At 64.5% G+C, this 24,001-nt stretch carries 18 protein-coding genes; 2 read left to right on the top strand and 16 right to left on the bottom strand.

Annotated features, from left to right (window positions below; genetic code table 11):
- Positions 1-92: 92 nt before the first annotated feature.
- From IEX32_RS15725 to IEX32_RS15715, 3 genes are all read right to left on the bottom strand, one after another.
- The gene (locus IEX32_RS15725) at positions 93-2,264 is read right to left on the bottom strand and encodes a M3 family metallopeptidase (protein ID WP_188772496.1); all 2,172 of its coding nucleotides are present in this window, start codon (positions 2,262-2,264) and stop codon (positions 93-95) included.
- Between the two features lie 250 nt (positions 2,265-2,514).
- Entirely contained in the window at positions 2,515-2,682 is a 168-nt protein-coding gene (locus IEX32_RS15720) for a hypothetical protein (RefSeq protein WP_188772495.1), read from the bottom strand.
- 69 nt (positions 2,683-2,751) lie between these two features.
- Positions 2,752-3,177 (bottom strand): Rrf2 family transcriptional regulator, encoded by a 426-nt coding sequence (locus IEX32_RS15715; protein ID WP_188772494.1) that lies wholly within the window; start codon positions 3,175-3,177, stop codon positions 2,752-2,754.
- A gap of 92 nt (positions 3,178-3,269) precedes the next feature.
- Here IEX32_RS15715 and IEX32_RS15710 point away from each other — a divergent pair, with 92 nt between their 5' ends.
- Complete coding sequence (locus IEX32_RS15710; protein ID WP_188772493.1) at positions 3,270-3,719, top strand: globin domain-containing protein; 450 nt, start codon at positions 3,270-3,272, stop codon at positions 3,717-3,719.
- A gap of 22 nt (positions 3,720-3,741) precedes the next feature.
- Here IEX32_RS15710 and IEX32_RS15705 read toward each other — a convergent pair whose 3' ends face one another.
- The 8 genes from IEX32_RS15705 to IEX32_RS15670 all read right to left on the bottom strand — a co-directional run bounded on the left by IEX32_RS15705 (position 3,742) and on the right by IEX32_RS15670 (position 17,518).
- Positions 3,742-4,296 (bottom strand): septal ring lytic transglycosylase RlpA family protein, encoded by a 555-nt coding sequence (locus IEX32_RS15705; RefSeq protein ID WP_373285459.1) that lies wholly within the window; start codon positions 4,294-4,296, stop codon positions 3,742-3,744.
- Positions 4,297-4,420: 124 nt separating this feature from the next.
- Complete coding sequence (locus IEX32_RS15700; RefSeq protein ID WP_229736411.1) at positions 4,421-6,829, bottom strand: TonB-dependent receptor; 2,409 nt, start codon at positions 6,827-6,829, stop codon at positions 4,421-4,423.
- A 140-nt stretch (positions 6,830-6,969) separates the two neighbouring features.
- On the bottom strand, positions 6,970-8,496 hold the full coding sequence (locus tag IEX32_RS15695; RefSeq protein WP_188772491.1) for a tryptophan halogenase family protein: 1,527 nt from the start codon (positions 8,494-8,496) through the stop codon (positions 6,970-6,972).
- Positions 8,493-10,007 (bottom strand): tryptophan halogenase family protein, encoded by a 1,515-nt coding sequence (locus IEX32_RS15690; protein ID WP_188772490.1) that lies wholly within the window; start codon positions 10,005-10,007, stop codon positions 8,493-8,495. The genes IEX32_RS15695 and IEX32_RS15690 overlap by 4 nt, the downstream gene beginning before the upstream one ends.
- A gap of 70 nt (positions 10,008-10,077) precedes the next feature.
- Positions 10,078-12,975: a TonB-dependent receptor gene (locus IEX32_RS15685; protein ID WP_229736410.1), complete on the bottom strand. Its 2,898-nt coding sequence runs from the start codon at positions 12,973-12,975 to the stop codon at positions 10,078-10,080.
- Between the two features lie 308 nt (positions 12,976-13,283).
- Complete coding sequence (locus IEX32_RS15680; protein ID WP_188772488.1) at positions 13,284-14,078, bottom strand: GDSL-type esterase/lipase family protein; 795 nt, start codon at positions 14,076-14,078, stop codon at positions 13,284-13,286.
- Entirely contained in the window at positions 14,075-15,073 is a 999-nt protein-coding gene (locus IEX32_RS15675) for an alpha/beta hydrolase (RefSeq protein ID WP_188772487.1), read from the bottom strand. Before IEX32_RS15675 ends, IEX32_RS15680 begins: the two co-directional genes overlap by 4 nt.
- A gap of 12 nt (positions 15,074-15,085) precedes the next feature.
- Positions 15,086-17,518 carry a glycoside hydrolase family 3 protein gene (locus IEX32_RS15670; protein WP_188772486.1) on the bottom strand — a complete coding sequence of 811 codons (2,433 nt, stop codon included), beginning with the start codon at positions 17,516-17,518 and terminating at the stop codon, positions 15,086-15,088.
- A 127-nt stretch (positions 17,519-17,645) separates the two neighbouring features.
- Between IEX32_RS15670 and IEX32_RS15665 the strand changes: the two genes are divergently transcribed.
- Positions 17,646-18,737 carry a LacI family DNA-binding transcriptional regulator gene (locus tag IEX32_RS15665; RefSeq protein WP_188772485.1) on the top strand — a complete coding sequence of 364 codons (1,092 nt, stop codon included), beginning with the start codon at positions 17,646-17,648 and terminating at the stop codon, positions 18,735-18,737.
- Between the two features lie 20 nt (positions 18,738-18,757).
- On the opposite strand, the gene IEX32_RS15660 is transcribed toward IEX32_RS15665, so the two are convergent.
- Genes IEX32_RS15660 through IEX32_RS15640 form a run of 5 tightly spaced genes read right to left on the bottom strand, consistent with a single transcriptional unit; the run spans position 18,758 to position 23,857 of the window.
- The gene (locus IEX32_RS15660) at positions 18,758-19,591 is read right to left on the bottom strand and encodes an aldose 1-epimerase (RefSeq protein ID WP_188772484.1); all 834 of its coding nucleotides are present in this window, start codon (positions 19,589-19,591) and stop codon (positions 18,758-18,760) included.
- The gene (locus IEX32_RS15655; protein WP_268236752.1) at positions 19,588-21,000 is read right to left on the bottom strand and encodes a sugar porter family MFS transporter; all 1,413 of its coding nucleotides are present in this window, start codon (positions 20,998-21,000) and stop codon (positions 19,588-19,590) included. Before IEX32_RS15655 ends, IEX32_RS15660 begins: the two co-directional genes overlap by 4 nt.
- Before the next feature lie 51 nt (positions 21,001-21,051).
- Entirely contained in the window at positions 21,052-21,924 is an 873-nt protein-coding gene (locus IEX32_RS15650) for an SMP-30/gluconolactonase/LRE family protein (RefSeq protein WP_188772482.1), read from the bottom strand.
- 5 nt (positions 21,925-21,929) lie between these two features.
- Entirely contained in the window at positions 21,930-22,736 is an 807-nt protein-coding gene (gene xylB / locus IEX32_RS15645) for a D-xylose 1-dehydrogenase (RefSeq protein ID WP_308421064.1), read from the bottom strand.
- Entirely contained in the window at positions 22,733-23,857 is a 1,125-nt protein-coding gene (locus IEX32_RS15640) for a fumarylacetoacetate hydrolase family protein (protein ID WP_188772481.1), read from the bottom strand. The genes xylB and IEX32_RS15640 overlap by 4 nt, the downstream gene beginning before the upstream one ends.
- Positions 23,858-24,001: the final 144 nt, after the last annotated feature.

Here is a 24,001-nt window from a genome sequence, read left to right as displayed (position 1 = left end):
CTGCGCGGCGGGGCCGCCGAAGTTCAGAGCGGAAGATATGCGTGCCTTCTTCCGGGCCGCTCCGCCGCAGGAGAGAGGCCCGGAGACGTCCGTCAATCCTCCTTTGACACCAGTCCGCGTGCGTTCAGCATGGGTTCGATCCGCGGGTCGCGTCCCGTGAAGTCGCGGTACATCTGCGCGTAGTCCCTGCTATGGCCCTGGCCAAGGAACGTGGCGCGGATGTGATCGCCGTTGGCGCGGGTCATGCCGCCGTGATTTTCGACCCAGTCCCACCCGTCATGGGCCAGCATCTCGGTCCAGATATAGGAGTAATATCCTGCTTCGTAGGAGTTGCTCCAGATATGCCGGAAGTAGGGCGTGCGATAGCGCGGGGGAACGAGGTCGGTCTTGAGGCCCATCCGGCCGAGCGACCTGGTCTCGAAGGTCATTGGCGGCTGGCTCGCCTCGGCGGGGGTGAGCGTGTGCCAGTCCATGTCCAGCATCGCCGCTTCGTCGATCTCGCCGAACTTCAGACCCTGGTTGAACTTCTCCGCCGCTTCGATCTTCTTCATCAGTGACGCCGGGATCGTCTCGCCGGTCTTGTAGTGCTTCGCATATCGTTGCAGCGCTTTGGGAACAGTGGCGAAGTTCTCATTGAATTGGCTGGGAAATTCCACGAAGTCGCGCGCCGTCTCGGTGCCGGAGAGCGAAGGGTACTTCTGGCTTGCGAAGAGGCCATGCAGCGCGTGGCCGAATTCGTGGAACATCGTCGTCACATTGTCCCAGGTGGCGAGCGCGGGCTGGCCCTCGGCCGGGGGCGTGATGTTGAGCGTGTTGTGGATCACCGGCTTGTCGCCGGTCAGGTACGACTGCTCGACGAAGTTGCCCATCCAGGCGCCGCCCTGCTTGTTGGGCCGGGCGAAAGGATCGAAGTAGAACAGCGCCAGCTCGCTGCCGTCCTTGTCGTAGACCTGATAGACCCGCATCGTCGGGTGATAGACGGGCAGGTCGGTGCGGCGCTTGAAGGTTATCCCGTAGGTCTGCGTGGCCGCGTAGAAGACGCCGTCCTCCAGCGTGCGCCAGACCTCGAAGTACGGCTTGATCTGTGCATCGTCGAGATCATACTTCGCCTTGCGGACCTGTTCGGCGTAATAGCCCCAGTCCCACGGCTCCAGCGTGATGCTGTCTCCCTGCGCGCGGGCATAGTCCTGCAGCATTTTTGCCTCGCGCGACTGCGTGTCGGCGAGAGCCGGGACGAAGCCTTTCATGAACTCCATCGCCTTGGCGGGGCTTTTCACCATGCGGTCGTACATCTGGTAGGTCGCATAGTCGGGCTGGCCGAGCAGCGCCGCCTTCCTCGCGCGCAGCACGGCGAGCTCGGAGACGATCTTCGTGGTGTCGAATTCGCCGCCGCTGGACGTGCGGTTGATGCTCGCCTCGAACAGCTTTTGGCGGCTCGCGCGGTTCGTGAGATGGGCCAGCGCCGGCTGCTGCGTGGTGTTCTCCAGCGCAAGCACGTATTTGCCGGTCATGCCCTTTTCCTCGGCGCGCTTGGCGGCCGCGGCGATGTCGGCTTCCGACATGCCGGCAAGATCCGCCTTGCTGTCGAAGGTAACGGCAGCGGCGGCGGTGCCGTTTGTCAGGTTCTGCGAGAATTCGGTTTCCAGCGCGGCGATGCGCTGGTTCATCTGCTTGAGCTCGGCCTTCTGCCCGGCAGAGAGCAGCGCGCCCTCATGGACGAAGTTCTCGTAAGTGGTCGCCAGCAGCATCGCGTCCTCGCCGGTCAGGGCCTTGCCCTCGGCGCTGTCGTGGACGGCCTTGACCCGGGCGAAGAGCTTTGCGTCGAGGTACATGTCATCATCGAGCGCGGCGAGCATCGGCGCGGTCGCGGTGTCGACGGCGTCCAGCGTGTCATTCGTGTTGGCCGAGACAAGCTGGTCGAACACGTTCTGGACGCGCTCCAGCAGGCTGCCGGTCTTTTCCAGCGCGACGATCGTGTTTTCGAAGGTCGGCGGTTCGGGACTGTCGGCGATCGCGGAGACTTCGGCGCGCTTGGAGGAGATGCCCGCTTCCATCGCGGGTTGGAAGCCGCTGTCCTGGAACTTCGTGAAATCGGGCGCGTGGAAAGGCAGGGTGCTGGGCCGGGCGAAGGGGCCGTCATAGGCGGGCACTGCCGGCGCGGCGCGCGCGGGCGCTTCAGTCGCGGCGGGCATGGTGGCACAGCCGCCAAGCAGCGAGGCCCCGAGCACAGCGGGGGCCGCGGCCGTCATCAGCCGAATCTTCATGTACGAATCTCCTGGGGGCGGCATCCCGGAAGGGAAGGCGGGCACCGAAATAGGCGCGTGCGCTATGGGATGCCGACATTGTCATGCCTGCGGTTTGAACCGCAGAAATCCCAGATTTGCAAGTGTTTGAGCGGTTTTTTTGAAAGCTTGCGCGGCCGCTCGCAGAGGCATTGCAAAAGGAATGCGCCCCCTGCGCGGGGCGCAAATTTCTTGCGCCGGCGGAACGTGCGCAGGGGACGCTCGGTTACGGTCAGTTCTTGCGGAAGTGACCGCCCGACCAGATTCTCATCGGCGTGCCTTCCTCCTCATACTCGCGAACGACGTCGTCACGCTGACGGTCGAAAATCAGCGAACCGGTCAGGCGGGCAAAGGGGTTCCGGCGGAACGGCAGGGATGGGCCGATCTTCGTGGCTTTCATAGCGGTTCTCTCCTTTCGCTCTTACCCTATCATATAGGAAACGGTTCGCTGGCACCAAGGGTTCCTCCTTCAGAGTGTCGCCGGAATGGGTAGGCGGGATTCCACTGCCGCCTGCGCAAGCGTCTGCTTGTCGAGTTCGGCCAGAAAGGCGTGTATCGCCCGGTCGAGCGACGGGATCAGTCCGCAGTGGCGGCGCATGATGCAGTTGTCGCAGTCCGCCGGCTGAAGGTTCGGTTCGGTCAGCCGCACGACGTCGCCCAGCCGGATTTCCCCCGCCGGCCTGCCCAGCCGGAAGCCACCGCCCCGACCGCGCACGGTTTCCAGCAACCCGGCATTGCCCAGCTCGTTCACAACCTTCATCGCATGGTTGCGCGAGATCCGGTGCGCAGCGGCGACCTCCGCGATCGAGAGCAATGCCTGTGGGTCTTCCGCGGCCGTCAGGGCGGCGTGGAGCAGGATGCGCAGGGCGTAGTCGGTATGCGCGGTGAGGTGCAAGGAAGCTCTCCCGAAAAAATGATGCGTTCTATTTACATCTTTTTGCGTCGAAGTATAGATGCATCCAGTTTGCATCTTAAAGGGGATTCGCAATGACACGATCGCTTTCCGAACAGACCATCGCCACCGTCAAGGCAACCGCGCCCGCGCTGCAGCAGCACGGCGTGGCCATTACCACGCGCATGTACGAGCGCATGTTCGTCAATGCCGACGTCAAGGCCATGTTCGATCAGGCCGCGCAGGAGTCGGGCGAGCAACCGCGTCGTCTCGCCGCCACGATCCTCGCCTATGCCCAGAACGTCGACAAGCTGCAGAACCTCACCGCGCCGGTTCAGCGCATGGTGGAACGCCACGTCGACACCGGTGTGAAGCCTGAGCACTATCCGATCGTCGCCGAGGCACTGCTGCCCGCGATCCGCGACGTGCTGGGCGATGCCGCCAGCGACGAGGTGCTCGCCGCCTGGGGTGAGGCGTACTGGTTCCTGGCGGACATCCTGATCGGCAAGGAAGCCCAGCTCTACGCCGAACAGCAGGCAGCCTGACGTCTGCGGTGCCGGCGCGCGGTCAGCGCGCGCCGACGCCGCGCGCGAACTGCCCTTGCAGGTTCGCAAGCGTCGGTCCAGGCACCGGTGGCAGCGGCCGCGCGGCCTTGCCTTCGCGCAGGGCCTTGCGGTCGCGTTCGGCAGGCCGGACAGCCCGCACACGCACCGTCGCTTTCCCTTTCGCGCGCACGCCGAGCAGCTCTGCGGCGCCTTGCGACAGGTCGATGATTCGCGCGGATTCGCCGAAAGGGCCGCGGTCGTTGATGCGCACGATGATCCGCCGCCCGGTGTCGAGCGAGGTCACTTCCACATATGTCGGTAGCGGCAATGTCTTGTGGGCAGCGGTGTACCAGCGGGGGCGGAAGCGCTCACCGTTGGCGGTCTGGTTGCCGGACTCGTTGCCGTACCACGTGGCGTAGCCCAGCATGTCGTATTGCGGATCGGCGGCGGGGGCATAGGTCACGCCGCGGATGGTGTAGGGCGGGCCGATCCGGACCGGGGTGTCGCTGGCGGGGCGATACTTGGTGCCGCCACCGCATGCGGAAAGGGCCAGGGCGAGAAGCCCTGCGAGGCCCATGCGGTATTTGCCCTCTGTAACCCCCGGCATATCGGCAGGGTAACGAGCCCCAATTCGATTTCAAGTCGCCGGCAATAAAGGGGGCGGGGTCAGTCCTGCCCCCTCCCCCCTTGTTCCTGTCAGATCAGAACTCGTAGGATACCTGTGCGTACCAGTTGCGGGCCCGCGCGTAGATCTTCTCGGCATAGCCAAGCGTGCCGAGCGACGCGTTGCCCTGGATGAGATAGCGCTTGTCGAACAGGTTCTGCACGCCTGCGGACAGCTTCCAGCCGGCTCGGCTGTCCCTCAGGGTAAGCGAAGCGTTCCCCAGGAAGTAGGCGTCCTGCTCGATTTCCGGCACGCTGCCGGTAATGAAGGTGAGGCTCGAGGTGTAGCTGCCCTCGAAGCGCGGGGTCAGTTCCAGTTGCTCGCTCAGGGCGAACGGATAAGCGATGCCGAAATTCCCCTGGAACGACGGCGTCAGCGGCAGTTCGTCGCCCGGGGCTATCGTGGCGGTGGCGCCGGGCACTTCGGTGACGCTCAGGATCTCGTCGTCGAGTGTGCTGAGCCCGGCATCAAGGATCAGGCCCCAGGCAGGACGATAGCTGAATTCGGCCTCGATGCCCTGCATCCGCGCCTTGCCGGCGTTGAACAGCAGCGGCACCACGCCCTGGCGGAAGATGAGCTGAATGTCGTCGTAGTTCGCGCGGAAAGCGGCCAGGTTGAGCCGGACATCGCCAAAGTCCAGCTTGGCGCCGACTTCGTAGCTCTCGACCTTCTCCTCGTCGAACGGCACGGGCACGAAGCCCGGCGGCGGCGCGTTGTAGCGGGTATTGAACCCGCCCGACTTGAAGCTGCGCGAATAGGACACGTAGGTGCTGATCGCGCTGTTCCAGCGGTACTGGACGCTCGCCGAGCCGGTAACCGCCGAAAAGGTCGCGCGGTTGGGCGTGGGAAAGATGAACAGCGGCCCGCCATCGGGAATTGCTTCGGTGGGCAGCGGGTCCGGGTCGGGCAGGGTGGAGGGCGACAGGTTGAGCACCGTGCCCCGATACGTCTTGCGGTCCGTGGTGTAGCGCAGGCCGCCCGAAACCTCGAGCCCGTACATCGGCTTGACGGTCACCTCACCGAAGGCCGCCAGCGAGTCGGTAGTCAGGCGGGATAGCTGCAGGTCACGCGTTCCCGGGCCGCCGGCCAGCAGCCGGCCGATGACCGGCGGAGAGGGCGGGAACGAGAGGGGGACGGAGGCGCGCTCGAAGGTCTCCTCACGGAAGTAATAGCCGCCCAGGATCGCGTTGACCGTGTCCCAGCTGAACTGGGCTTGCAGTTCCTGGCTGAACTGGTTGGAATCGGTGGTGAGGTCGGTCGTCAGGATCTCGAAGGGCGTGTTGTCGGCATCGCGCACGCCGCGTGACTTGGTGGAACGATAGGCGGTGATCGATTTGAACGTGAAGTTCTCGGTCACGTTCGCGATGGCTGTGGCGGAAAGGCCCCAGACTTCGGACGTGCTCCGCACCGGTGCGGTGCCGCCGTTTGTGTAGTTGCCGAGTTCCCAGAAATCGTTGGCGCAGCGCGTATCGTCGATTTGCGGCACATTGGGCGCCCCGAAGCGCGGATCGCCCGGAGCGACCGGCGCGAAGGGAATTGTCGCGCCAGGGCAGCCGGCCGCGACGCTGACGATGGCCGGTACCGGCGCCTGCTCGTTGATGCCCGCGAAAACGAAAGGCGCGCCGTTTTCGTCGCGCTTGTTGTAGTCACCGCGAATGACCAGGCTGAAATCGGACGACGGTTCGACCTTGATCGAACCTCCGAAACTGTACGTGTCGTCGTTGCCCAACCGGCGCCCGTCGAAGATGCGCCTGACGTAGCCGTCACGCTTGCGGAAGCCGCCCGAAACGCGCGCGGCCATGATCTCTCCCAGCGGGATGTTGAGTGCGGCGAAGCCTTCGTAGAGGTCGTCGGTTCCGGTGCGCAGGCGCGCCCTGCCGTTCCATTCGCCGAGATCGGGCTCCCGGGTGCGGACCAGAACCGCGCCGCCGATGGTGTTGCGGCCGAACAGGGTGCCCTGCGGCCCGCGCAGGACCTGCACGTCGGCAATGTCGCCGAAGTCGATCGCGCCGCCGACGGCCCGGCCAAGGTAGACCTCGTCGAGATAGATGCCCACGCCGGGATCGACCGCGGCGGTGGGATCAAGCTGGCCGATCCCGCGGATGAAGACGACGGTGGCCGCTGTGTTGCCCGAAAGCTGACCGGCAGGCTTGAATTGCAGGTTCGGCGTGATCTTTTCCAGATCCTGCGTCGATTCCACCTGACGCTGGGCGAGCATTTCAGCGCTGAACGCAGAGATCGCCACCGGCGTATCCTGAAGGCTTTCCTCGCGGCGGCGCGCGGTTACGATGATCTCGTTTCCGCCGATCGCCCGGGGCTCGCTTGCGGCGACATCCTCGTTGGAATCCTGTGCGATTGCAGGAGCCGCCATTCCCATGCCCGTGGCCAGGGCAATAACGGACACCATGGCCGTAACGGCGCGCCTGCTCGCGTACTGCTCGCTCATAACAGTTCCTCCCTGATCTATTGTTTTATGGCTCGATAAATCACAAACCGTTTTGCTATTGTCAATAGCTACGATTTGGTCGGATCCATCGGCCACCAAATAGCAGGGGGAGCGTCGCGGGGCGGAAACTGAATTTTCGTCTAGTTTCCAGCAGGCGCCAAGGCGGCGCGAAAAGATCTGTTCAGCGTATCGGCATGGGCGGGCATGGACGCCGCCGTCCTGCCGATGATCTCGCGCATTGCGGCAAGAACTTTCGCGCGGTCCGCGGCGGGCACGGCATGGGCAAGGCTGTCATGCCCGATGGGCTCGATGCCCTGACCCAGCATGACCGAAAGCCAGCTGTCGCGTCCGAAGACGTCACCGTCCCGCTCCAGTACACGGCCCGTCGCGCGGAACAGATCGACGCGGGTGGCAAGGGTGTCTGGCAGGGTGATGGTCCGGCAATGCCGCCAAAAGGGCGTATCCTCGTGCTCACCAGCGGCATAGTGGAAAATGATCAGGTCCCGCACCGCTTCCCATTCGCGTACGAACAGACGGTTGTACTCATCGCGGACGCGTGGATCGAACGCCTTGTCCGGAAACCATGAGAGCAGGCGGGTTATGGCCGTCTGGATGAGGTGAAGGCTGGTCGATTCCAGCGGTTCCAGAAACCCGGAGGCCAGGCCGATGGCGACCACGTTGCCCACCCATGCCTGCGCGCGCCGACCGGTAGTGAAGCGCAAGGGGCGTGGGTCGTCCTGCGCGGGGGCATCTAGGTTGGCTAACAGTTCCTTGCGGGCATCACCCTCGTCGAGGAAGGCGCTGCACCAGACAAGACCGTTACCGACCCTGTTCTGCAACGGGATACGCCACTGCCAGCCCGCGCTACGCGCCGTCGAGCGGGTATAAGGCATGGGCGGGGCGACGGATGCGGTGGGAACGGCTATGGCGCGGTCGCAGGGCAGCCAGTGACTCCAGTCTTCGAAGGGCGTGCCCAAAGAGTCCCCGATGAGCAGCGCGCGAAAACCGGTGCAGTCGAGGAAGAGGTCGCCGGTCAGGCGCCGTCCGTCGGCCAGCACGAGTTCGCGGACGTGCCCGTTTTGTGGATCGAGTTCTACACCTTCGATCCGGCCTTCGTGCCGTCGGACGCCCTTCGCTTCGGCCCGCCGGCGCAGGAATGCGGCGTAAAGCCCCGCGTCGAAATGATACGCGTGCGAGAACGTGGACCAGACCGTGGTTCGCCCGGCCTGCGATGGGGGCGGACCGAAGCGTCCCTGTTGAGCGGCAACACTGGTAAGCGAATAGGCGGAGAGCGGGGAGTCGTCACCGGATGCTCGGGCGGCAAGCCATTGCTGATGAAAGGGCACCGGACCGAAATCATCACCGTGACGGCCGAATGGATGGAGATAGCGGTTTCCGCGTCGCCACCAGTCGGCGAATTCGATGCCCAGTTTGAACGTGCCTTGCGTCGCGCGGATGAACTCGCCTTCGTCTATGCCCAGCATCTGGTTGAACACGCGGATCGGGGGGATGGTGGCTTCCCCCACGCCGACCGTGCCGATTTCCTCGGATTCGACGAGATCGATGGCGATACCCGTGCCGCGAAGGATGTGAGCCAGGGCGGCTGCGGCCATCCACCCGGCGCTGCCGCCCCCGGCGATCACTACGCGCTCTATCGGTGCGGTCATGCCAGCTCGCGGGCAGCGCAAGTGCGCGAGATGAATTCGTCGTGTGCCGGCATACGCTCGGCGATTTGCGCGAGGAAGCCGCAGCGCTGTTCCATGCGGGTTCGGATCTGGTCTTCGGGCAGGATGTCGGCGCGGGGGTTATAACCGCGCGGCAGGACGCCCTGGCCCACGAGGACCGCGACCCAGCTCGGCTCCTGATGCGATTCCAGATCGTACAGGGGAATACGGCCGCAAGCGTCCCAGACATCAAGCTTGTGTGCCAGCGTTTCCGGCAGGTCCATCGCCGCCACCTCGCGCCAGAGCGGTTCGTCGCGCCGCGTACGGCAATAATGGGCGATGATGAAATCGCGGATGCGCTCGTATTCGAGCACGGTCTGGCGGTTGTATTCCGCCGCCAGAGCGGGATCCGGGCGGGCGGAAGGCAGGAATTCGATGATCCGCGCGACACCGCCCTGGATCAGCTGGATCGCCGTGGATTCCAGAGGTTCCAGAAATCCGGCCGAAAGACCGATGGCGATGACATTGCCCGCCCAGAACCGTTCGCGGCGTCCCGGCGTGAAACGCAGCAGCCGAGGTTCGGCGAGTTGCTCCCCGTCGATGTGGGCCAGAAGCTGTGCGATGGCTTCGTCGTCGGAGATGAAGCGGCTGGCGTAGACATGGCCGTTGCCTGTGCGGCTCTGCAGCGGGATGCGCCATTGCCAGCCGGCGGGCAGGGCGGTCGAACGCGTCAAGGGTGTCAGACGCCCGGCGCGGCTGGAGGGGACCGCTGCGGCGCGGTCGCAGGGAAGCCATTCGCTCCAGTCGCGGTAAGGGACGCCCATGGCCTGTCCCAGAAGCAGCGAGGCGAAGCCGGTGCAGTCGATGAAGACATCGCCCTCGATGTGGCGGCCGCCGTCGAGGACAAGGTGTGAGACAAGGCCGGATTCGGCATCACGTGCGGTTTCGACGATGCGGCCTTCGACGCGCCTCACGCCCTTGCTCTCGGCAAGCCGGCGAAGGTAGGCGGCATAGAGCGCCGCATCGAAGTGATAGGCGTGGCGGAACTCCGCTGCCTCGCCTTTCATCGACTGCGGCGGTGCGAAGCGGTCACGCTTGGCCAGGGCCCAGGGCACCGACCAATCGTCGAGCGGCGCAATCGGGCTGCTCTTGCGAAGCCTCAGCCAATGCTGGTGGGCAGGCAGGCCAGCAATGTCCGCTCCGAAATCACCGAAGCCGTGGAAGTGCCGGTTTCCCTTTTCACCCCAATCGACGAACTCGATCCCGAGCTTGAAAGTGCCATTGGTGGCGGAGACGAAATCCGGCTCGTGGATGCCAAGCAGGGCATTGAGCTGGCCGATCAGCGGGACGGTTGCTTCGCCGACGCCGATGATGCCGATTTCCTCGGATTCAACCAACGTGATGTGCGCCACGGAAGGCGGAAGAAAACGCGCAAGGACGGCAGCCGCGATCCAGCCCGCGCTGCCGCCGCCGGCGACGATGTATCGTGTGATCTGTCCGCCTGGCCCGTTCATGAGGCCTCTCCCGCTTGTCCGACCGGCCCCCGGTCCGGAATAACCGGGCCGGGGGCCTTGGGAGGAGCTATCAGAATCGGGTGCGGACGACCATGGCCACGCGCCGGTCCGTTTCGGTCCAGCTGTAGCGCGGCTTGAGGCCCGGATCGCCCACGCGCAGGAATGTGCGGGAAGACAGAAGGTTGGTACCCTGCAGGCCGATCTTGAAGTGCTCGTTCACCGTCAGGAGGATCGAAGCATCGAGCTGACCGTAGGAATCCGACCAGACCGGATAATTGATGTTTGCCGCGGAGGTGGTCAGCAGATAGCTCGAACGCCAGTTGTAGGCGACGCGCGCGGAGATGCCGTGCTTCTCGTAGATACCAGCTAGGTTGTATGACCACTTCGACAGACCCTCGAGCGGCAGATCCAGGCCGGCGTTGGTCGTCTGGTTGGGGTCGAACACGTTGACGGCAGTGTTCTTGCCGCCGGTCGAGTCGACGTAAGTCACGTTGCCGCTAAAGCCCAGACCACCGAGGGCGCCCGGCAGGAAGTCGAAGAACTGGGTATAGGCCAGTTCCGCGCCCTTGATCGTGCCCTGCGAGCCGTTGGTCTGCTGCGTCACGTCAAACGTGAGAGTCTGTCCGTTGCTGGTGTAGTCCCGTGCGACAAGGCCCGCGAAGATGTAATCCTTGATGTCCTTGTAGAACAGGCCGAGCGTCAGGCTGTTGGAACGGCCGAAATAATACTCGAAGCTGAGATCGAGATTGGTGGCGCGCGTTGGCTTGAGATCGGGGTTGCCGGCGGAGCCGGTAAACGGCGTGGCCCGACCGCCGACGCCGGTGGCGTTAGGCGTGCCGTCCGGGTTGAACGAGAAGTTCAGCGCAGTGTAGGGGTTGAGTTGGGTGAAGCTGGGGCGCGAAATGGCCTTCGACGCGGCAAAGCGAACCTGCAGGTCGTCAGTGGCAAAGAAGCGCAGATTCAGGCTGGGCAGCACGTCGGTGTAGCTGTTGCTGCCTCTTGTTTCCGTGGTTCCGAGATCTCCCTGGATGAAGGTCAAGGCAGCGAAGTAGTCGGTGCAGTCGCCGGTACAGCCAACCGTAGGCGTGCCGACACCGATGGCCGACCCCACAGCGCCGACTTTGGTATGCACGACCCGCACGCCGATGTTGCCGTCAAACTGGCCGACAGGGCTTTCGTCCAGCCCAAACCGCGCAACGGCATAGCCCGCCCATGTCTCCTGTGACTGGTCGTTGATGCCTCCGCCGCTGGTCGTCTGCGAAAAGTCGTCGCTCAACGGAGTCCAGCCCCAGTCAATGCTCTTGGCTGCCTCCAGGTAGCTATAGGCATGAGCGGTGTCCTGGGTTACCAGCCCCGGAGCCGGGAACCACAGGCCGCTGCTGGGGTTGCCAGTCTCTCCCCGGAAGAAGTTCGGGTAAGTAACGAACCGCGACTGTTGCGGAAGGTCGGAAACCTGCGGTCCGCCGGGATATCCGGTCTCATCCAGATAGACCTCGCTGCCCGGAAGCCAGTATTGCGCGGAGAGGATGCCCCAGTTGTAGGGTGTCTGGCGCGTAATGGCGCTGCGATCGGTCCACCGAGCGCCGACCTTGATCGACTTCAGGAAGCCGCCGTCGTCGTCGAAATTGTACTCGGCATCGCCGCGCCAGCTCCACTGATCGGCTTCGTTGTCCTCAAGGTGGTCCATCGCCGCGGCCCACCAGCCGAGGCTCTTGTCCGCGAACGATTGCGCGGGATTGGTGGGAGTTATGCTGAGCTGGGGCGTATTGCCCGACAAGTCGAAGTCGAACGTGGCCGGAACGCTGACGCCGGTGAAGGCGGTCATGCTGTACACCTTGGCCGTCGACTTCACATATTGCACGTCGGTCGAGAACGTCCAGTGATCGTCCGGAATCCACTCGGCCCTGAACGAATAGTCCTGCGTCTTTTTCTTCTGCCTGCCTGCTCGGGTGTTCATGTTGAGCTGACGGTTATGGGCAACGCCCGAGATCAGTTCGCCCGCGTCGCCGAACTGGAAGGTGGGGGTTTCCGCCGCCGGCTGGTTGTAGTCGCCCATGGCGAATTCAAGATCGTTCGGCGTGGCCTTGGAAATCAACGCCTCTCCGGTGAACGTCAGCGTGCTCGACGGACGCCACTGGATCGAACTATCGAAGGCGGTGCGCTTCTGCTGCCAGTCGATGCGGCGATAGCCCATGCTGTTGGAAACATACACGGTATCACCCGCCGAATACCCGTTCACATCACTTTCAAGGACCGTCGGAACATAGCGGCCAGTCGAAATGGAATCGGTGCGGTTGCCGATGTTGCTGACCGAGTAGGAGACCAGCACGCCGATCTCACCCAACGGCGTATCCCAGCGATTGCTGACCAGGGCGCTGCCCGAGATGAAGCTCTTTCCGCGAAGGTCCGCGTAGTTGATGTCGCCCGAGAAGGCGCCGACGAAGCCGGGCGCGTCGAACGGCTTGCGCGTACGCAAGTCGACCGTGCCGCTGATGCCTCCTTCGATGTGATCGGCTGAAGGGTTCTTGTAGACGTCAACGGCCGACATGAGATCGGCCGAAATGTCCTCGAAGGACAGCGAACGGCCGTTCGCGGCGGAGAACACGTCGCGGCCATTGAGTTCGGAGCGAACGAAGGACAGGCCGCGAATGAAAACGCCGCCGCCTTCGCCCGAAAGCCGTGCCGGATCGCGCGCGTCATTCGTGCGCTGCAACGTGACGCCGGGGATGCGCTGCAGGGCTTCGGAAACCGACCGGTCCGGAAGGGCGCCGATGTCCTGGGCGGTGATGGAATCCATGACCTCTTCGGAATTGCGCTTGCGGCCGCGCGCGCTTTCCAGCGAGGCGCGAATACCGGTGACGACGATTGTTGCTTCCTGCTCACCCGAAGCCAGTTCGTCCGGGGCGGATGAGTCCTGCGCCCATGCGGCGCCCGGCAGAGCGGCCGCCGCCAGCGCTACTGCGGACACCCCTATCCGAAGGATGCTCCGACTTCCGCGGCCCACAGCCTTCGAACGAAATTGATCCAAGTTGGTCACGTTCCACCCCTCCATTATTCAGTGACATTCCGCCAAAAACAATAGCGCTATCACTTTTTGCGACACTCAACCGACCGCACGAATCCTTCACAAGGATCGGCTGGTCTGATTAGTATGCTTAATGCGCCAAACAAGTGAGTGCAACCCAAAAATGTTAAACGCTAACATGCTCGGGGAGGCGTCTTTAGGCCGCGCTTCGGATGCCGGATTTCCGGGCCTGGCACAGGGGGCGTCGTCGTTCAGTTGTTACCTTGAAGCAGCGTCTCGCGAATGGCCGCCTCGGCTATCGGGGCCATTCGCGCATAGCCCGCCGGTAGCGGGTGGAGGCCGTCGCGGGTCAGATCGGCCTGCATCAGCCCGTTCGAGTCGGCAAGGGCCGGAGCATAGTCCGCGAAGCCATAGCCGCGCGTGTCTGCCAGTGTCCGAAGCTGGGCGTTGATCCGGCGCAGCGCGGTGGGCTTGCGTTCCTCCACGACATGGCCGGCGGCGCGGGTGTTGGTCACCGGCAGGATTGAGCAGAGCACGACGTGGATTCCGTGCCGGTCGGCGATATCGGCCATGGCCTCGATGTTCGAGACGATGCCGTCCTCGCTCTCGACCTGCAGGAAGCCCGTGATGTCGTTGACGCCTCCCAGTATCACAACCGCGCTTGGCTTGAGGGCGACGACATCCTGTTCGAAGCGCACCAGCATCTGTGCCGTAACCTGGCTGCCGATCCCCCTGTTGACGTAGGGCTTACCGGGAAAATACTTCGCAAGGTCCCACAGGTCGGTGATCGAATCGCCGATGAACACCACGCGGTCTTCGCCTTTCGCCGGCGGGGGCAGGGCGGCGTTGGCGGGCGCGTAGATATACCGCTCGCCGAAGTCCTGCATGAGCGAGGGCACCAGCTTTTCGCGGAACGGCCCCGCCCATGGCCCCCAATCGCGCTCGTCAACGACCGTGCGGCGCTCGGGGCTCGACTGGTAATGATCCGGTTCGCCGGCGGCGATCGACAAGGCGGCGGCAGGCAGGAGGAAGACCAGGCGCTTCACGCCATGAAAATTCCGTGACGCTTGCCGCAGGCGTGGAACAGGTCTGGCCAGACATGGGCGGGGATGCTGTCGGGCAGGCGGACACCAAAGCCGTGGCCGCCCTTGTCGAACCCGTGGAATTCGGCAGGACGCTGCCGGGCCAGCATGGCATTGTACAGGGCAAGGCTATTGCCGATCGGGACGAGGCCGTCATCGCTCGACGCTGTGAGGAAGACCGGAGGTGTCCGCCCGTTTACGCGGGTCTCCACCGAACCTGCCCGGCGCTGCGCTTCGCTCGCGCCCTTTCCGAGCAAATTATCGCGCGACCCGGCATGCGTGAAGGGCGCGGAAAGACTGACCACCGGATAGATCATGCCGGCAAGGTCGGGGTGCGCAGGCAACTGGTCGGCGCTGTCGACCGGGGTGTAGACCACCTCGTCGAAACGCGTGGCGAGGCTTCCCGCCAGATGTCCTCCGGCGGAAAAGCCGAGCACCGCGACGCGCTTGGGGTCAATGCCAAATTCGCCGACGCGTGCGCGGACCAGCCGCACGGCGCGCTGGGCATCCTGCAGCGGGACGGTCGCACGGTTCGCCCAACCCTCGCCGGGGAGGCGATAAAGCAGGATAAAGCAGGTCACGCCTCGCTCAGTCAGCCATCGCGCCTGCTCCTCCCCTTCATTGTCCAGGGCGAGGAAGCCGTATCCGCCGCCGGGGATCAGGATGACGGCGGAGCCATCGGCGTAAGCCGGGCGCCGGACTTCGAGGGATGGTGAGGCGATCCCGGTGATCCAGCGGTCGTCGAACGCAGCGTCGGTGCTGCGCTGCTCGACTTTGCGCACCGGCAGGTTTGCGGGCGCTCCGGGCGGCTTGCCCGGCCAGAGCGGAATGGTCGGTCCCGAATAGGTGATCGCGGTCGGGCCTGCGACGGCCTTGTTCGTGCTCATCGTTGCCACAAGGCCCGCGGCAGCCATTCCGCCAAGCAGGGCGCGGCGCGAGGTCGGGACTCCGTCGGTCATCGATCGGTCTCCTTACTCGGGGCAGACCGCGCCGGCGGGATCAGTTGCGAGGCGCAAGTCGGAGATGGAGATGGCGAGAGGGCTGTCGGCGTTCAGCGTGAAGGGACGGCTGATGCCGCCCAGATAGGTTCCGTGGTTGGCAAAGCACTTGAGCGGGATGCGCAGCTTGCGCCATTCACCCGGCTGGCCAAGCGCCTCGCCAATGCGCACCGGCCCGGAGCCAAGCGCCAGGGTCACGGGGCCGCCGGCGGCCTTGTCGAGGCGGTACGTGATCTCGACGTTCATCTCGGCATTCGCTTCGCGTTCCAGCGTCAGGTTCGGGCCGAGGATCGAGGCGGTTCCCGCGCCGGACCAGGCAAGCTGAATCGCGCCTTCCTGCCGCGTGGGGCTGCCTACCAGGCGGCGGGATACCGCTTCGCCGGTCTCCAGCGCGAACGGCCTGGCAACGATGCCGTCGACAATGAAGAGGCTGGAGTTGGCATCGGCGGCATCGATGCCGGGCTCCTCGCCCAATCTGTCGACGTGACCGCCGTTCGCATAAGTCAGGCCATAGCCGAGTGGGAAAAGCGGGTCATAGTCCGGTTGCCCCTTGTTGAGGGTGAATTGCGCCGCCGTTTTCGGCCAACTGAAGGAGAGCGTGCCGTGAAAGTCGGCATTGCCGCCCACGAGCACGTCGGCCACCCCCGCGCCTTCCGATCCGGGGAACCATGCGGCGACGAAGGCGTCGGACTGGTTGATTTCCGGATTGACCCAGAGCGGCCTCCCGGAAAGGAACACGGAAACCGTGGGGATGCCCGCCGCCTTGAGTTTCTTCAATAGCGCCAGCGCCTTCTTGTCGCCGAGCTGGAACTCCAGCGTGCGGACGTCCCCGCGCAATTCCGCGTAAGGCTCCTCGCCGAATACGACCACGGCCACATCGGGCTTTTCAGCGAAGGTGCCGTCGGTCGAGAGCACGGCCTTGCCGCCACCGGCCTTCATGGCCTCGGAAATTCCGGCATAGATCGACGTCGCGCCGGGGAAATCGGCATTGGTGTTGCCGTCGCCCTGCCACGAAAGGGTCCAGCCGCCCGACTGCCGGCCGATATCGTCGGCCGCGTCGCCTGCGACGAGCACGGTGGCGCTGGTCTTGATCGGAAGTACGCCCTCGTTCTTGAGCAGGACGAGGCTTTCGCGCACGGCCTGCCGCGCGATCGCGCGGTGTTCGGGCGAACCGATTTCCTGCGGCCTTGCCTCATTGGGCCGGGCCGGATCGAACAGTCCCAGCTTGATCTTCACGCGCAGGATGCGGCGCACGGCATCGTCGATGCGCGCCATTGGAATCTTGCCGGATTGGGCAGCGGCGAGCGTCGATTCGAACAGGCCCTTCCAGCTGTCGGGGGCCATGGCCATGTCGAGGCCCGCGTTGAACGTCGCGGGACAATCGGTGTTGGTACAGCCGGGGATCTGGCCATGCCCGTTCCAGTCGCCGACGATGAAGCCATCGAAGCCCATGCGGCCTTTGAGCACGTCGGTCAGGAGGGCCTTGTTGCCGTGCATCTTGACCCCGTTCCAGCTTGAGAAGGAGGCCATGACAGTCATGGTTCCGGCATCGACCGCCTTGGGATAGCCGGCGCCATGGGTATGGATGAGGGTATTCTCGTCGACTTGCGTGTCGCCCTGATCAATCCCGTCCCTGGTCCCGCCGTCGCCCACGAAATGCTTGACGCTGGCCGCGACATGACCGGCTTGCACGGTGGTACGTGAACCCGGCTTGCCTTGCAGACCTTCCACCATCGGCCCGGCGTAGGCGGCAACCAGCGCGGGATCTTCGGAATAGCCTTCGTAGGCCCGCCCCCAGCGATCGTCCTGCGGCACGGCGAGTGTGGGACCGAAGGCCCAGTGTATACCCGCGGCCGCGGTTTCTACTGCCGTCGCACGGCCAATCCGGCGCATCAGGGCCGGGTCGTGCATGGCGCCCAATGCGCTGTTGTGCGGGAAGATGGTAGCGCCCACCACGTTGCTGTTGCCATGCACGGCATCGATACCGAACATTATGGGGATCGGTTCGTGGCCGGCGCGCTTTCCCATCGCGACGGTGTCGAAGGCCCGAACCGTGGCAATCCAGGCGGAGGCCGGCGACCGATCCGGCGCGCCGATCGGCGGCGAATTGCCGCCGGCCAGGATCGAGCCGAGCGGGTATTGCCTGAGATCTTCCGGTTTGATCGAGGCGGTGTCGGCCTGGATCATCTGACCGATCTTCTCGCGCAGGCTCATGCGCGCCATGATCCGCGTGATTCGGGCCTCGGTCTTCGCGTCGAGCAGGCCCGGGCTTTTGGCCGCAGGCCACAGTTCGGGGTGCACCGGAGTCGGTTCGGGAGCTGTCGTCGGCGCCTCGCTCTGGGCAAGGGCCACGGAAGCGCAGGAAGCCAGCGCAACAGCCGGCAGTACACGGTAAAAACGCTTCATTACATCCTCATTCTATCCCATATGGAAGCTCTATGGCACAACAAATGTTTGCGCTACCATTAAATTGTGCGAGTGAAGGGCGACGAGTGCATTTCGCGCATCGAAAACTTCCTGCTAGAGTTGACGCATGACAGATAGTGAGCGCAAACGCCGCCCGGCGAGATCCCGCCAGACCGGCGCCCCGACGATCGCCGATGTAGCCGCGCTTGCCGGCGTGTCGATCATGACTGTTTCACGCGTCATCAATTCGGAGCCCAAGGTTCGTCAGTCGACCCGCGATACCGTCAACGCGGCGATCGCACAGCTCAACTATGCGCCGAATCGTGCCGCGCGCAATCTGGCCGGGGCGGCCCAGATCAGGCTGGGTCTGCTCTATTCCAACCCGTCCGAGGCGTTTCTGAGCGCCTTTATCGTCGGCAGTCTGGAGGAAGCCGGGCGTGCGGACGTGCAGATTATTGTGCAGAAGGTAGAGGATGGGGAAGACCTTACCCTGGCCACCGAACGCATGGTCGCCAGCGGGGTGGACGGTGTGATCCTTCCGCCGCCGCTCAATGAAACGCCAGAGGTTCTGACGGTTCTGGAACAGGCCGGAATGCCGACCGTGGCGGTGGCAACGGCAAAGGCGCCCGTGGGCGTCGCGGCGATCATGATCGATGACCGCAGTGCCGCGCGCGAGATGACCGCGCACCTGCTCGGCCTTGGGCACGAGAGGATCGGTTTTATTGCCGGTCATCCCGAACTTTCCGCGAGCAACGAGCGTCTCGAAGGCTACCGGGAGGCTCTTGCCGAAGCGGGAATTGCCTTCGACGATTCGCTCGTGGCCCAGGGCTATTTCACCTATCGTTCAGGGCTGGACGCGGCCGAACGCCTGCTTTCCCTGGAGGATGCGCCATCGGCGATATTCGCCAGCAACGACGATATGGCCGCTGCGGCAGTGGCGATCGCGCATCGTGGCGGACTGGACGTGCCGAGCGACCTGACCGTGTGCGGGTTCGACGACGTGGCGCTGGCGACCACGATCTGGCCCGAACTGACGACAATCCGGCAGCCGATCGCGCAGATGAGCCGCCGCGCGGTGGAACTGCTCGTCACGCTCCTGCGCAACAAGCGCAAGAGCGAGATCAACACGCACCGCATCCAGGTGGATTACGAGCTGGTGCGCCGCCAATCCGACGCGGCCCCGCGACGCCGCCGGCCGGCGCTGCGTCGTCCCGCCTGATCGGCCGGCGGGCGCTGCCTTTATGCGCTGCGGATGCGCATCGCGATGCCGCTGGTCGCGCCCGGAGCCAGCGGCACCGGTGGCTCCATGTTGACGGCATTGGGCATCGCGCTCTGCGGCTCGGCGCAGAAGAAGTCCTGCTCTGGCGGCACATAGAGGTGCAGGAAAGGTGTGGCATAACCTTCCAGCAGGACATCGCCGTCCTTGCGCGAGAGCCGTAGGGTTCCATCCCAGCCGGCGTAGCAATGATCGACCAGATCGGCCCGTTCAAGGCTCGCGCCCCGGCTCCAGTCTCCCAGCGTGTCGGCCGCCGCAGTGGCGGTTGGCAGCATGTCCGGGTCGGCCAGCCAGACCGCGCGGGCGTCAAAGGCGATGCCTGTCACTTCCCGGCGGCAGAACCAGGGGTGAAAACCAAGGCTGGCCGGCATCGTGCGCTCATCGGTGTTGCGCAGTTCCAGTCGCGCATCGAGACCTGAAGGGGAAACGTGCAGTGTCTGGTGCAGGGTAAACGACCAGGCCCAGTCCGCACCAGCCTTGTGGTGATGCACGAGCGTCACGTGGTGCGCGCCGTGCGCCTCGATTTCCCACGCGCCAAGCCATGCCGTGCCATGCAGCGGATGGCGCTGCCCGTCGTGATTGGGGGGCAGCGTATAGACGGTGCCCTCCCATTCGAAGCGCCCGTGGGAGATGCGGTTCACATAGGGCGCGAGGGGAAAGCATGCGCTCTCGAATGGCTCGGCGCTGCCGGCCGGCATGGGGCGCAGGATATTGCGCCCCCGCCGTGTCAGCGCGCGGACCATGCCGCCGCGACGGGGGGCCAGCTCCAGCTGCCAGTCTCCCGCCGCGATTTTCACCCTTTCATGTCCTCGAGTTCGCGGCCGCGAGTCTCCTGCACCGCCGCGCGGACGAAGAAGAATGAGATGGCGGCCGCGGTGGCGTAGAGGACATAGGTGATCGCAAGGCCCGGCTTGTCCGCCATGCTGGGGAAACTCACCGAGATCAGGGCGTTGGCGATCCACTGCGCGAAGCCCGCAACGGCCAGCGCCGAACCGCGAATCTGGTTGGGGAACATCTCGCCGAGCATGACCCACATGACGGGACCCCAGCTCAGGTTGAAGAAGACGACGTACGCGTTCGCTGCGATCAGCGCGATGAGGCCCGAGTTGCCCGGCAGGACGACCCCGCCGTTCACGCCAGTGACGGCGGTCGAGAAGGCCCAGGCAACGATCCCGAGTGAGACTGTCATGCCCGCCGAACCGACCAGGAGCAGCGGCTTGCGGCCGACCTTGTCGATCAGGGCGATGGTCGCGAGGCAGGCACCGATCGAAAGCGCGCCCGAGAGGATATTGGTCTGCAGCGCGGAGTCTTCGGTGAAGCCCACCGCCTGCCACAATGTCGCGCCGTAGTAGAACACCACGTTGATGCCGACGAACTGCTGGAACACGGCGAGGCCAATGCCGACCCACAGGATCGGCCGGATACGTCCGGTGGTCTTGTCGATGAGGTCGGACAGGCGCGGGCGATGGTGGTCGACGGCGAGCGATGCGCGGATTTCCGCGACTTTCCGTTCGGCCTCGACCTCGCCGAACAGGCGGGTAAGTACGCTGCGCGCCTCGGATTCACGCTCGCGTGCGACAAGGTAGCGCGGGCTTTCCGGGATAAAGAGCAGGGCGACGAGGTAGATCGCGGCGGGGATGGCCTGGAGCCAGAACATCCAGCGCCATGCCGGAAAATCGAACCACAGCGTCGCCGTGGAGCCGCCGGCCCAGCGGGCGAGCACGAAGTTGGCGACAAAGGCTCCGGTCAGGCCGGTGATGATCATCACCTGTTGCACGCTGGACAGCCGGCCGCGCACATGGGCGGGGGTCATCTCGGAAATATAGACCGGCGAGGTAACGCTGGCCGCGCCGACGCCGAGGCCGCCGATGATGCGCGCGATGATGAAGAGCGCCGAGGTATCCGCCGCGCCGGCCAGGATCGCCGAGACGAGAAACAGCACGGCGGAAAGCATCATCGTGCCGCGGCGTCCGATGAGGTCAGACAGGCGACCGGCGATGAAGGCGCCGATCGCCGAGCCCACCAGGATCGCGCCGACATTCACGCCGATGCCCAGTCGGCCCAGATTGAAGGCCGATTCAAGGCCGTGTTGGGTGCCGTTGATTACCCCGGAATCGTACCCGAACATGAAGCCGCCGATCGTCGCGACCGCGACCACCAGCGCGATGAGGCGCTTATTGATTGTGACCCTGTCCATTGAGACGATCCTTTCCCTGTTTCCCGGGTATTGTAGCTTTGCGACCCGGATCGGATTTCTTCAGGTGTTTGCGTGACGGGCCAGTGGTGCGGGCACTTCCACGCGGAACGTGAAAATGTCGCCAGCCAGCGGCTCGGCCGCCCGTTGCGCGTCGGACAAGCCCTGTCTCGCGGTGGTGGCGTAGGCGGTGTGCCCGTCGGCACCGCCGAGCGCGACTTTGGTGATGTTGCTGACGGGAAAGCGCGCTTCATGCGTCAGCGTCCCGTCGGGGGAAAAACGACGCGCGGCACCCCCGCCGAAGAAACCGAGCCAGACGGCGCCCTCGGCATCGCAGATCGCGCCATCGGGATAGCCCCAGTCCGCGTGGGCGTCGTCGTTAAAGTCGAGGAAGATCTCGCCGGCATCGGCAGTGCCGCCGGGCGCGATCGCGTGGCGGATCACTCTCCGCCCGAGCGTGTCGACGTGGTAAAGCCTGGCGCCGCAGGGCGAGATGGCCGGCCCGTTGGTGATTGTGACCGGGGAGAGGGTGGCTTGCGTAACCGCGCCCTTGTCGAGCACGAAGACCAGGCCGGTCGCGCTTTCCTCGAGGTTGTCCATGGTGCCGAACCAGATCCGGCCCTCACCGTCGATGGCAGCGTCGTTCAGGCGATTATCGGGCAGGTCGGCCTGGACATGGGCAATGCGTTCGAACGCGCCTGTTTCCGGCAGGAACCGATGCGGACCGCTCATCAGCCCGGCAATCAGCCCCCGTTGCCCGGAAGGAAGAACCCAGCCGACATGCTCGGGCGCTTTCCAGCGCGCGAGATCGCGCGAGGCGGGATCGAAGCGGAACACCGTGTCGTTCTTGATGTCGACGAACCACAACGCGCCGTCGATCCAGACCGGGCCTTCGCCCAGTGTCGCGCCGATGGAAAGCAGATGTTCGGCCTGCATGTGCGTTACCTCCATCCGGCGTCCACCCACCAGTCGTGGCCCGTGCACATGCGCGCGCCATCGGAGCTGAGGAACAGCGCCAGGGCGGCGACATCCCGGGGCGTGATACGTCCCGGAAGGCATTGGGCCGCGACGATTTCGGCCTCGCCTTCGGGCGTGTACCATTTCTCCTGTCGCGGCGTTTTCACGTTGCCCGGTACGATGGTGTTGACGCGGATGTTGTCTCCCCCGAGGTCGCGCGCGAGACTGCGCGTGAGGCCTGAAATCGCGGCCTTGGCTGTCTGGTAAAGCACCAGATCGGGCAGCGCCAGATGCCAGCTGATCGAACCGAAGTTGATAATGACGCCGCCCCCGGCATTGCGCATCGCGGGCACGACAGCCTGTGCCGCGAAGAACTGATGGCGCAGGTTCACGTTCATGCGTTCGTCCCAGAACGCCGACGTGACATCCTCGATGGCGTGGCGATCGTCATTGGCGGCGTTGTTGATCAGAATGTCAACTCCGCCGAGCTCGCCGACCATGCCCGCGATCCCGGTGGAAACCGCATCGATGTCGGTCAGATCGAGATGCCGGTAGACCGGTGCATGGCGCGCGCCATTCATCAGCCGGGCGGCGAGCGCTTCTCCCTCGTCATCCTGGATGTCGATGAACATGACCTGCGCGCCTTGCGCGACAAAGGCCTCGACCAGTCCGGCGCCGATGCCGCTGGCGCCACCGGTGATAATGACGCGGCGGTCCTGAAGCTCGGGATAGACGGCGCTCAGGCCGCCGAGGGAAGTCTGTTTGTGCATATTGTTCTGGTTGTCCGTCATGCCGTGAGCAGCCCGCGACGGGCCAGGTTGGAAAAGAGATCGCCGATGCCGAACGCCCACGCCGGCGCTTCTGCCGAAGTGGTGACCCGGTTCACCAGCGTGCCGAGGCGGGCGCTGGAAATGGTAACGATATCGCCGGTCTTGTGGGTGAAGCCGCGGCCGGGTTCGTCGCGGTCCTGCGTAGGTGCGAACAGCGTGCCGCAGAACAGGACGAAGCCGTCGGGATACGCGTGTTCGCTCATGGTCTGGCGCAGCAGCTCTTCGGGATCGCGACTGATTTCCCGCATGGTGCTGTGGCCTTCGAGCATGTAGCCGTCCTCGCCCTCGATCGTCATCGAAACGTCGGCGACGCGCACATCGTCGATGGTGAAGCCCTCATCGAACAGGCGGATGAAGGGGCCGAGCGAGCAGGAAGCATTGTTGTCCTTGGCCTTGCCGAGAAGAAGTGCCGAGCGACCCTCGAAATCGCGCAGGTTCACGTCGTTGCCGAGCGTCGCGCCGACTGCCCTGCCATCGGAACCTGCGATCATCACGACTTCGGGTTCGGGGTTGTTCCAGCTGGAATCGGAACGTACCCCGATTGCAGCTTCCTGGCCAACCGTCGCCAGCACCGGGCACTTGGTGAAGATTTCCGCGTCCGGCCCGATCGCGACCTCAAGGTACTGCGACCACATGCCGTCCTCGATCAGCGTCTGCCTGAGTGCGGCGGCCTCCGGCGAGCCGGGCACGGTGCCGCGAATCGAACCACCTAGCTTGGCCTCCAGGCGTTCGCGTATTTCGGCGGCAACGCTGTGATCGCCGCGCGCGCGTTCCTCGATGACGCGTTCCAGCGCGGAAACCGCAAAGGTCACGCCGCAGGCCTTGATGCACTGCAGGTCGACCGGGCTGAGGAGATGCGCGCTATCGAGCACTTCGATGCCGCCTAGGCGCTCTCGGCCGGAAGTGATGCCCGACGCAATCAGGGCCGATACGGTCGGCGCGACCTTCGCCATGTCGAACACGCTTCCATCGCGAATCAGAATCGGGGTGGGGCCGTCCGCGGTTTCGATCCGACCCAGGAAAATGCCGGCTTGCCAGTCATCGGGAAGGCCGCGATCCGCGACACGAGAATTTTTCGGCATTGCATATTCCCCTGAACGAATGTTAGCGTTATCTATAAAGAGTGACGCAGCGTCAAGATGCGACGCCAAATGTGTGCCGATAGCGCCAAAGCAAACAAGAAAGTTGGAATCCGTGGCCGGTTCAAAGGGAAGAGTTGCACAGCC

The sequence above is a fragment of the Novosphingobium endophyticum genome, assembly GCF_014640675.1.
Taxonomy (GTDB): Bacteria; Pseudomonadota; Alphaproteobacteria; order Sphingomonadales; family Sphingomonadaceae; genus Novosphingobium; species Novosphingobium endophyticum.
Note: the sequence above shows the minus strand (reverse complement) of the source record. Positions and strands in the feature narration are given on the sequence as shown.

What these genes read in the sequence shown, in the direction of transcription:
- IEX32_RS15720 (WP_188772495.1), bottom strand. Translation starts at nt 2,682, where the DNA reads ATGAAAGCCACGAAGATCGGCCCATCCCTGCCGTTCCGCCGGAACCCC.
- IEX32_RS15640 (WP_188772481.1), bottom strand. Translation starts at nt 23,857, where the DNA reads ATGCCGAAAAATTCTCGTGTCGCGGATCGCGGCCTTCCCGATGACTGG.
- IEX32_RS15665 (WP_188772485.1), top strand. Translation starts at nt 17,646, where the DNA reads ATGACAGATAGTGAGCGCAAACGCCGCCCGGCGAGATCCCGCCAGACC.
- IEX32_RS15725 (WP_188772496.1), bottom strand. Translation starts at nt 2,264, where the DNA reads ATGAAGATTCGGCTGATGACGGCCGCGGCCCCCGCTGTGCTCGGGGCC.
- IEX32_RS15705 (WP_373285459.1), bottom strand. Translation starts at nt 4,296, where the DNA reads ATGGGCCTCGCAGGGCTTCTCGCCCTGGCCCTTTCCGCATGCGGTGGC.
- IEX32_RS15700 (WP_229736411.1), bottom strand. Translation starts at nt 6,829, where the DNA reads ATGAGCGAGCAGTACGCGAGCAGGCGCGCCGTTACGGCCATGGTGTCC.
- xylB (WP_308421064.1), bottom strand. Translation starts at nt 22,736, where the DNA reads ATGACGGACAACCAGAACAATATGCACAAACAGACTTCCCTCGGCGGC.
- IEX32_RS15650 (WP_188772482.1), bottom strand. Translation starts at nt 21,924, where the DNA reads ATGCAGGCCGAACATCTGCTTTCCATCGGCGCGACACTGGGCGAAGGC.
- IEX32_RS15670 (WP_188772486.1), bottom strand. Translation starts at nt 17,518, where the DNA reads ATGAAGCGTTTTTACCGTGTACTGCCGGCTGTTGCGCTGGCTTCCTGC.
- IEX32_RS15675 (WP_188772487.1), bottom strand. Translation starts at nt 15,073, where the DNA reads ATGACCGACGGAGTCCCGACCTCGCGCCGCGCCCTGCTTGGCGGAATG.
- IEX32_RS15695 (WP_188772491.1), bottom strand. Translation starts at nt 8,496, where the DNA reads ATGACCGCACCGATAGAGCGCGTAGTGATCGCCGGGGGCGGCAGCGCC.
- IEX32_RS15710 (WP_188772493.1), top strand. Translation starts at nt 3,270, where the DNA reads ATGACACGATCGCTTTCCGAACAGACCATCGCCACCGTCAAGGCAACC.
- IEX32_RS15690 (WP_188772490.1), bottom strand. Translation starts at nt 10,007, where the DNA reads ATGAACGGGCCAGGCGGACAGATCACACGATACATCGTCGCCGGCGGC.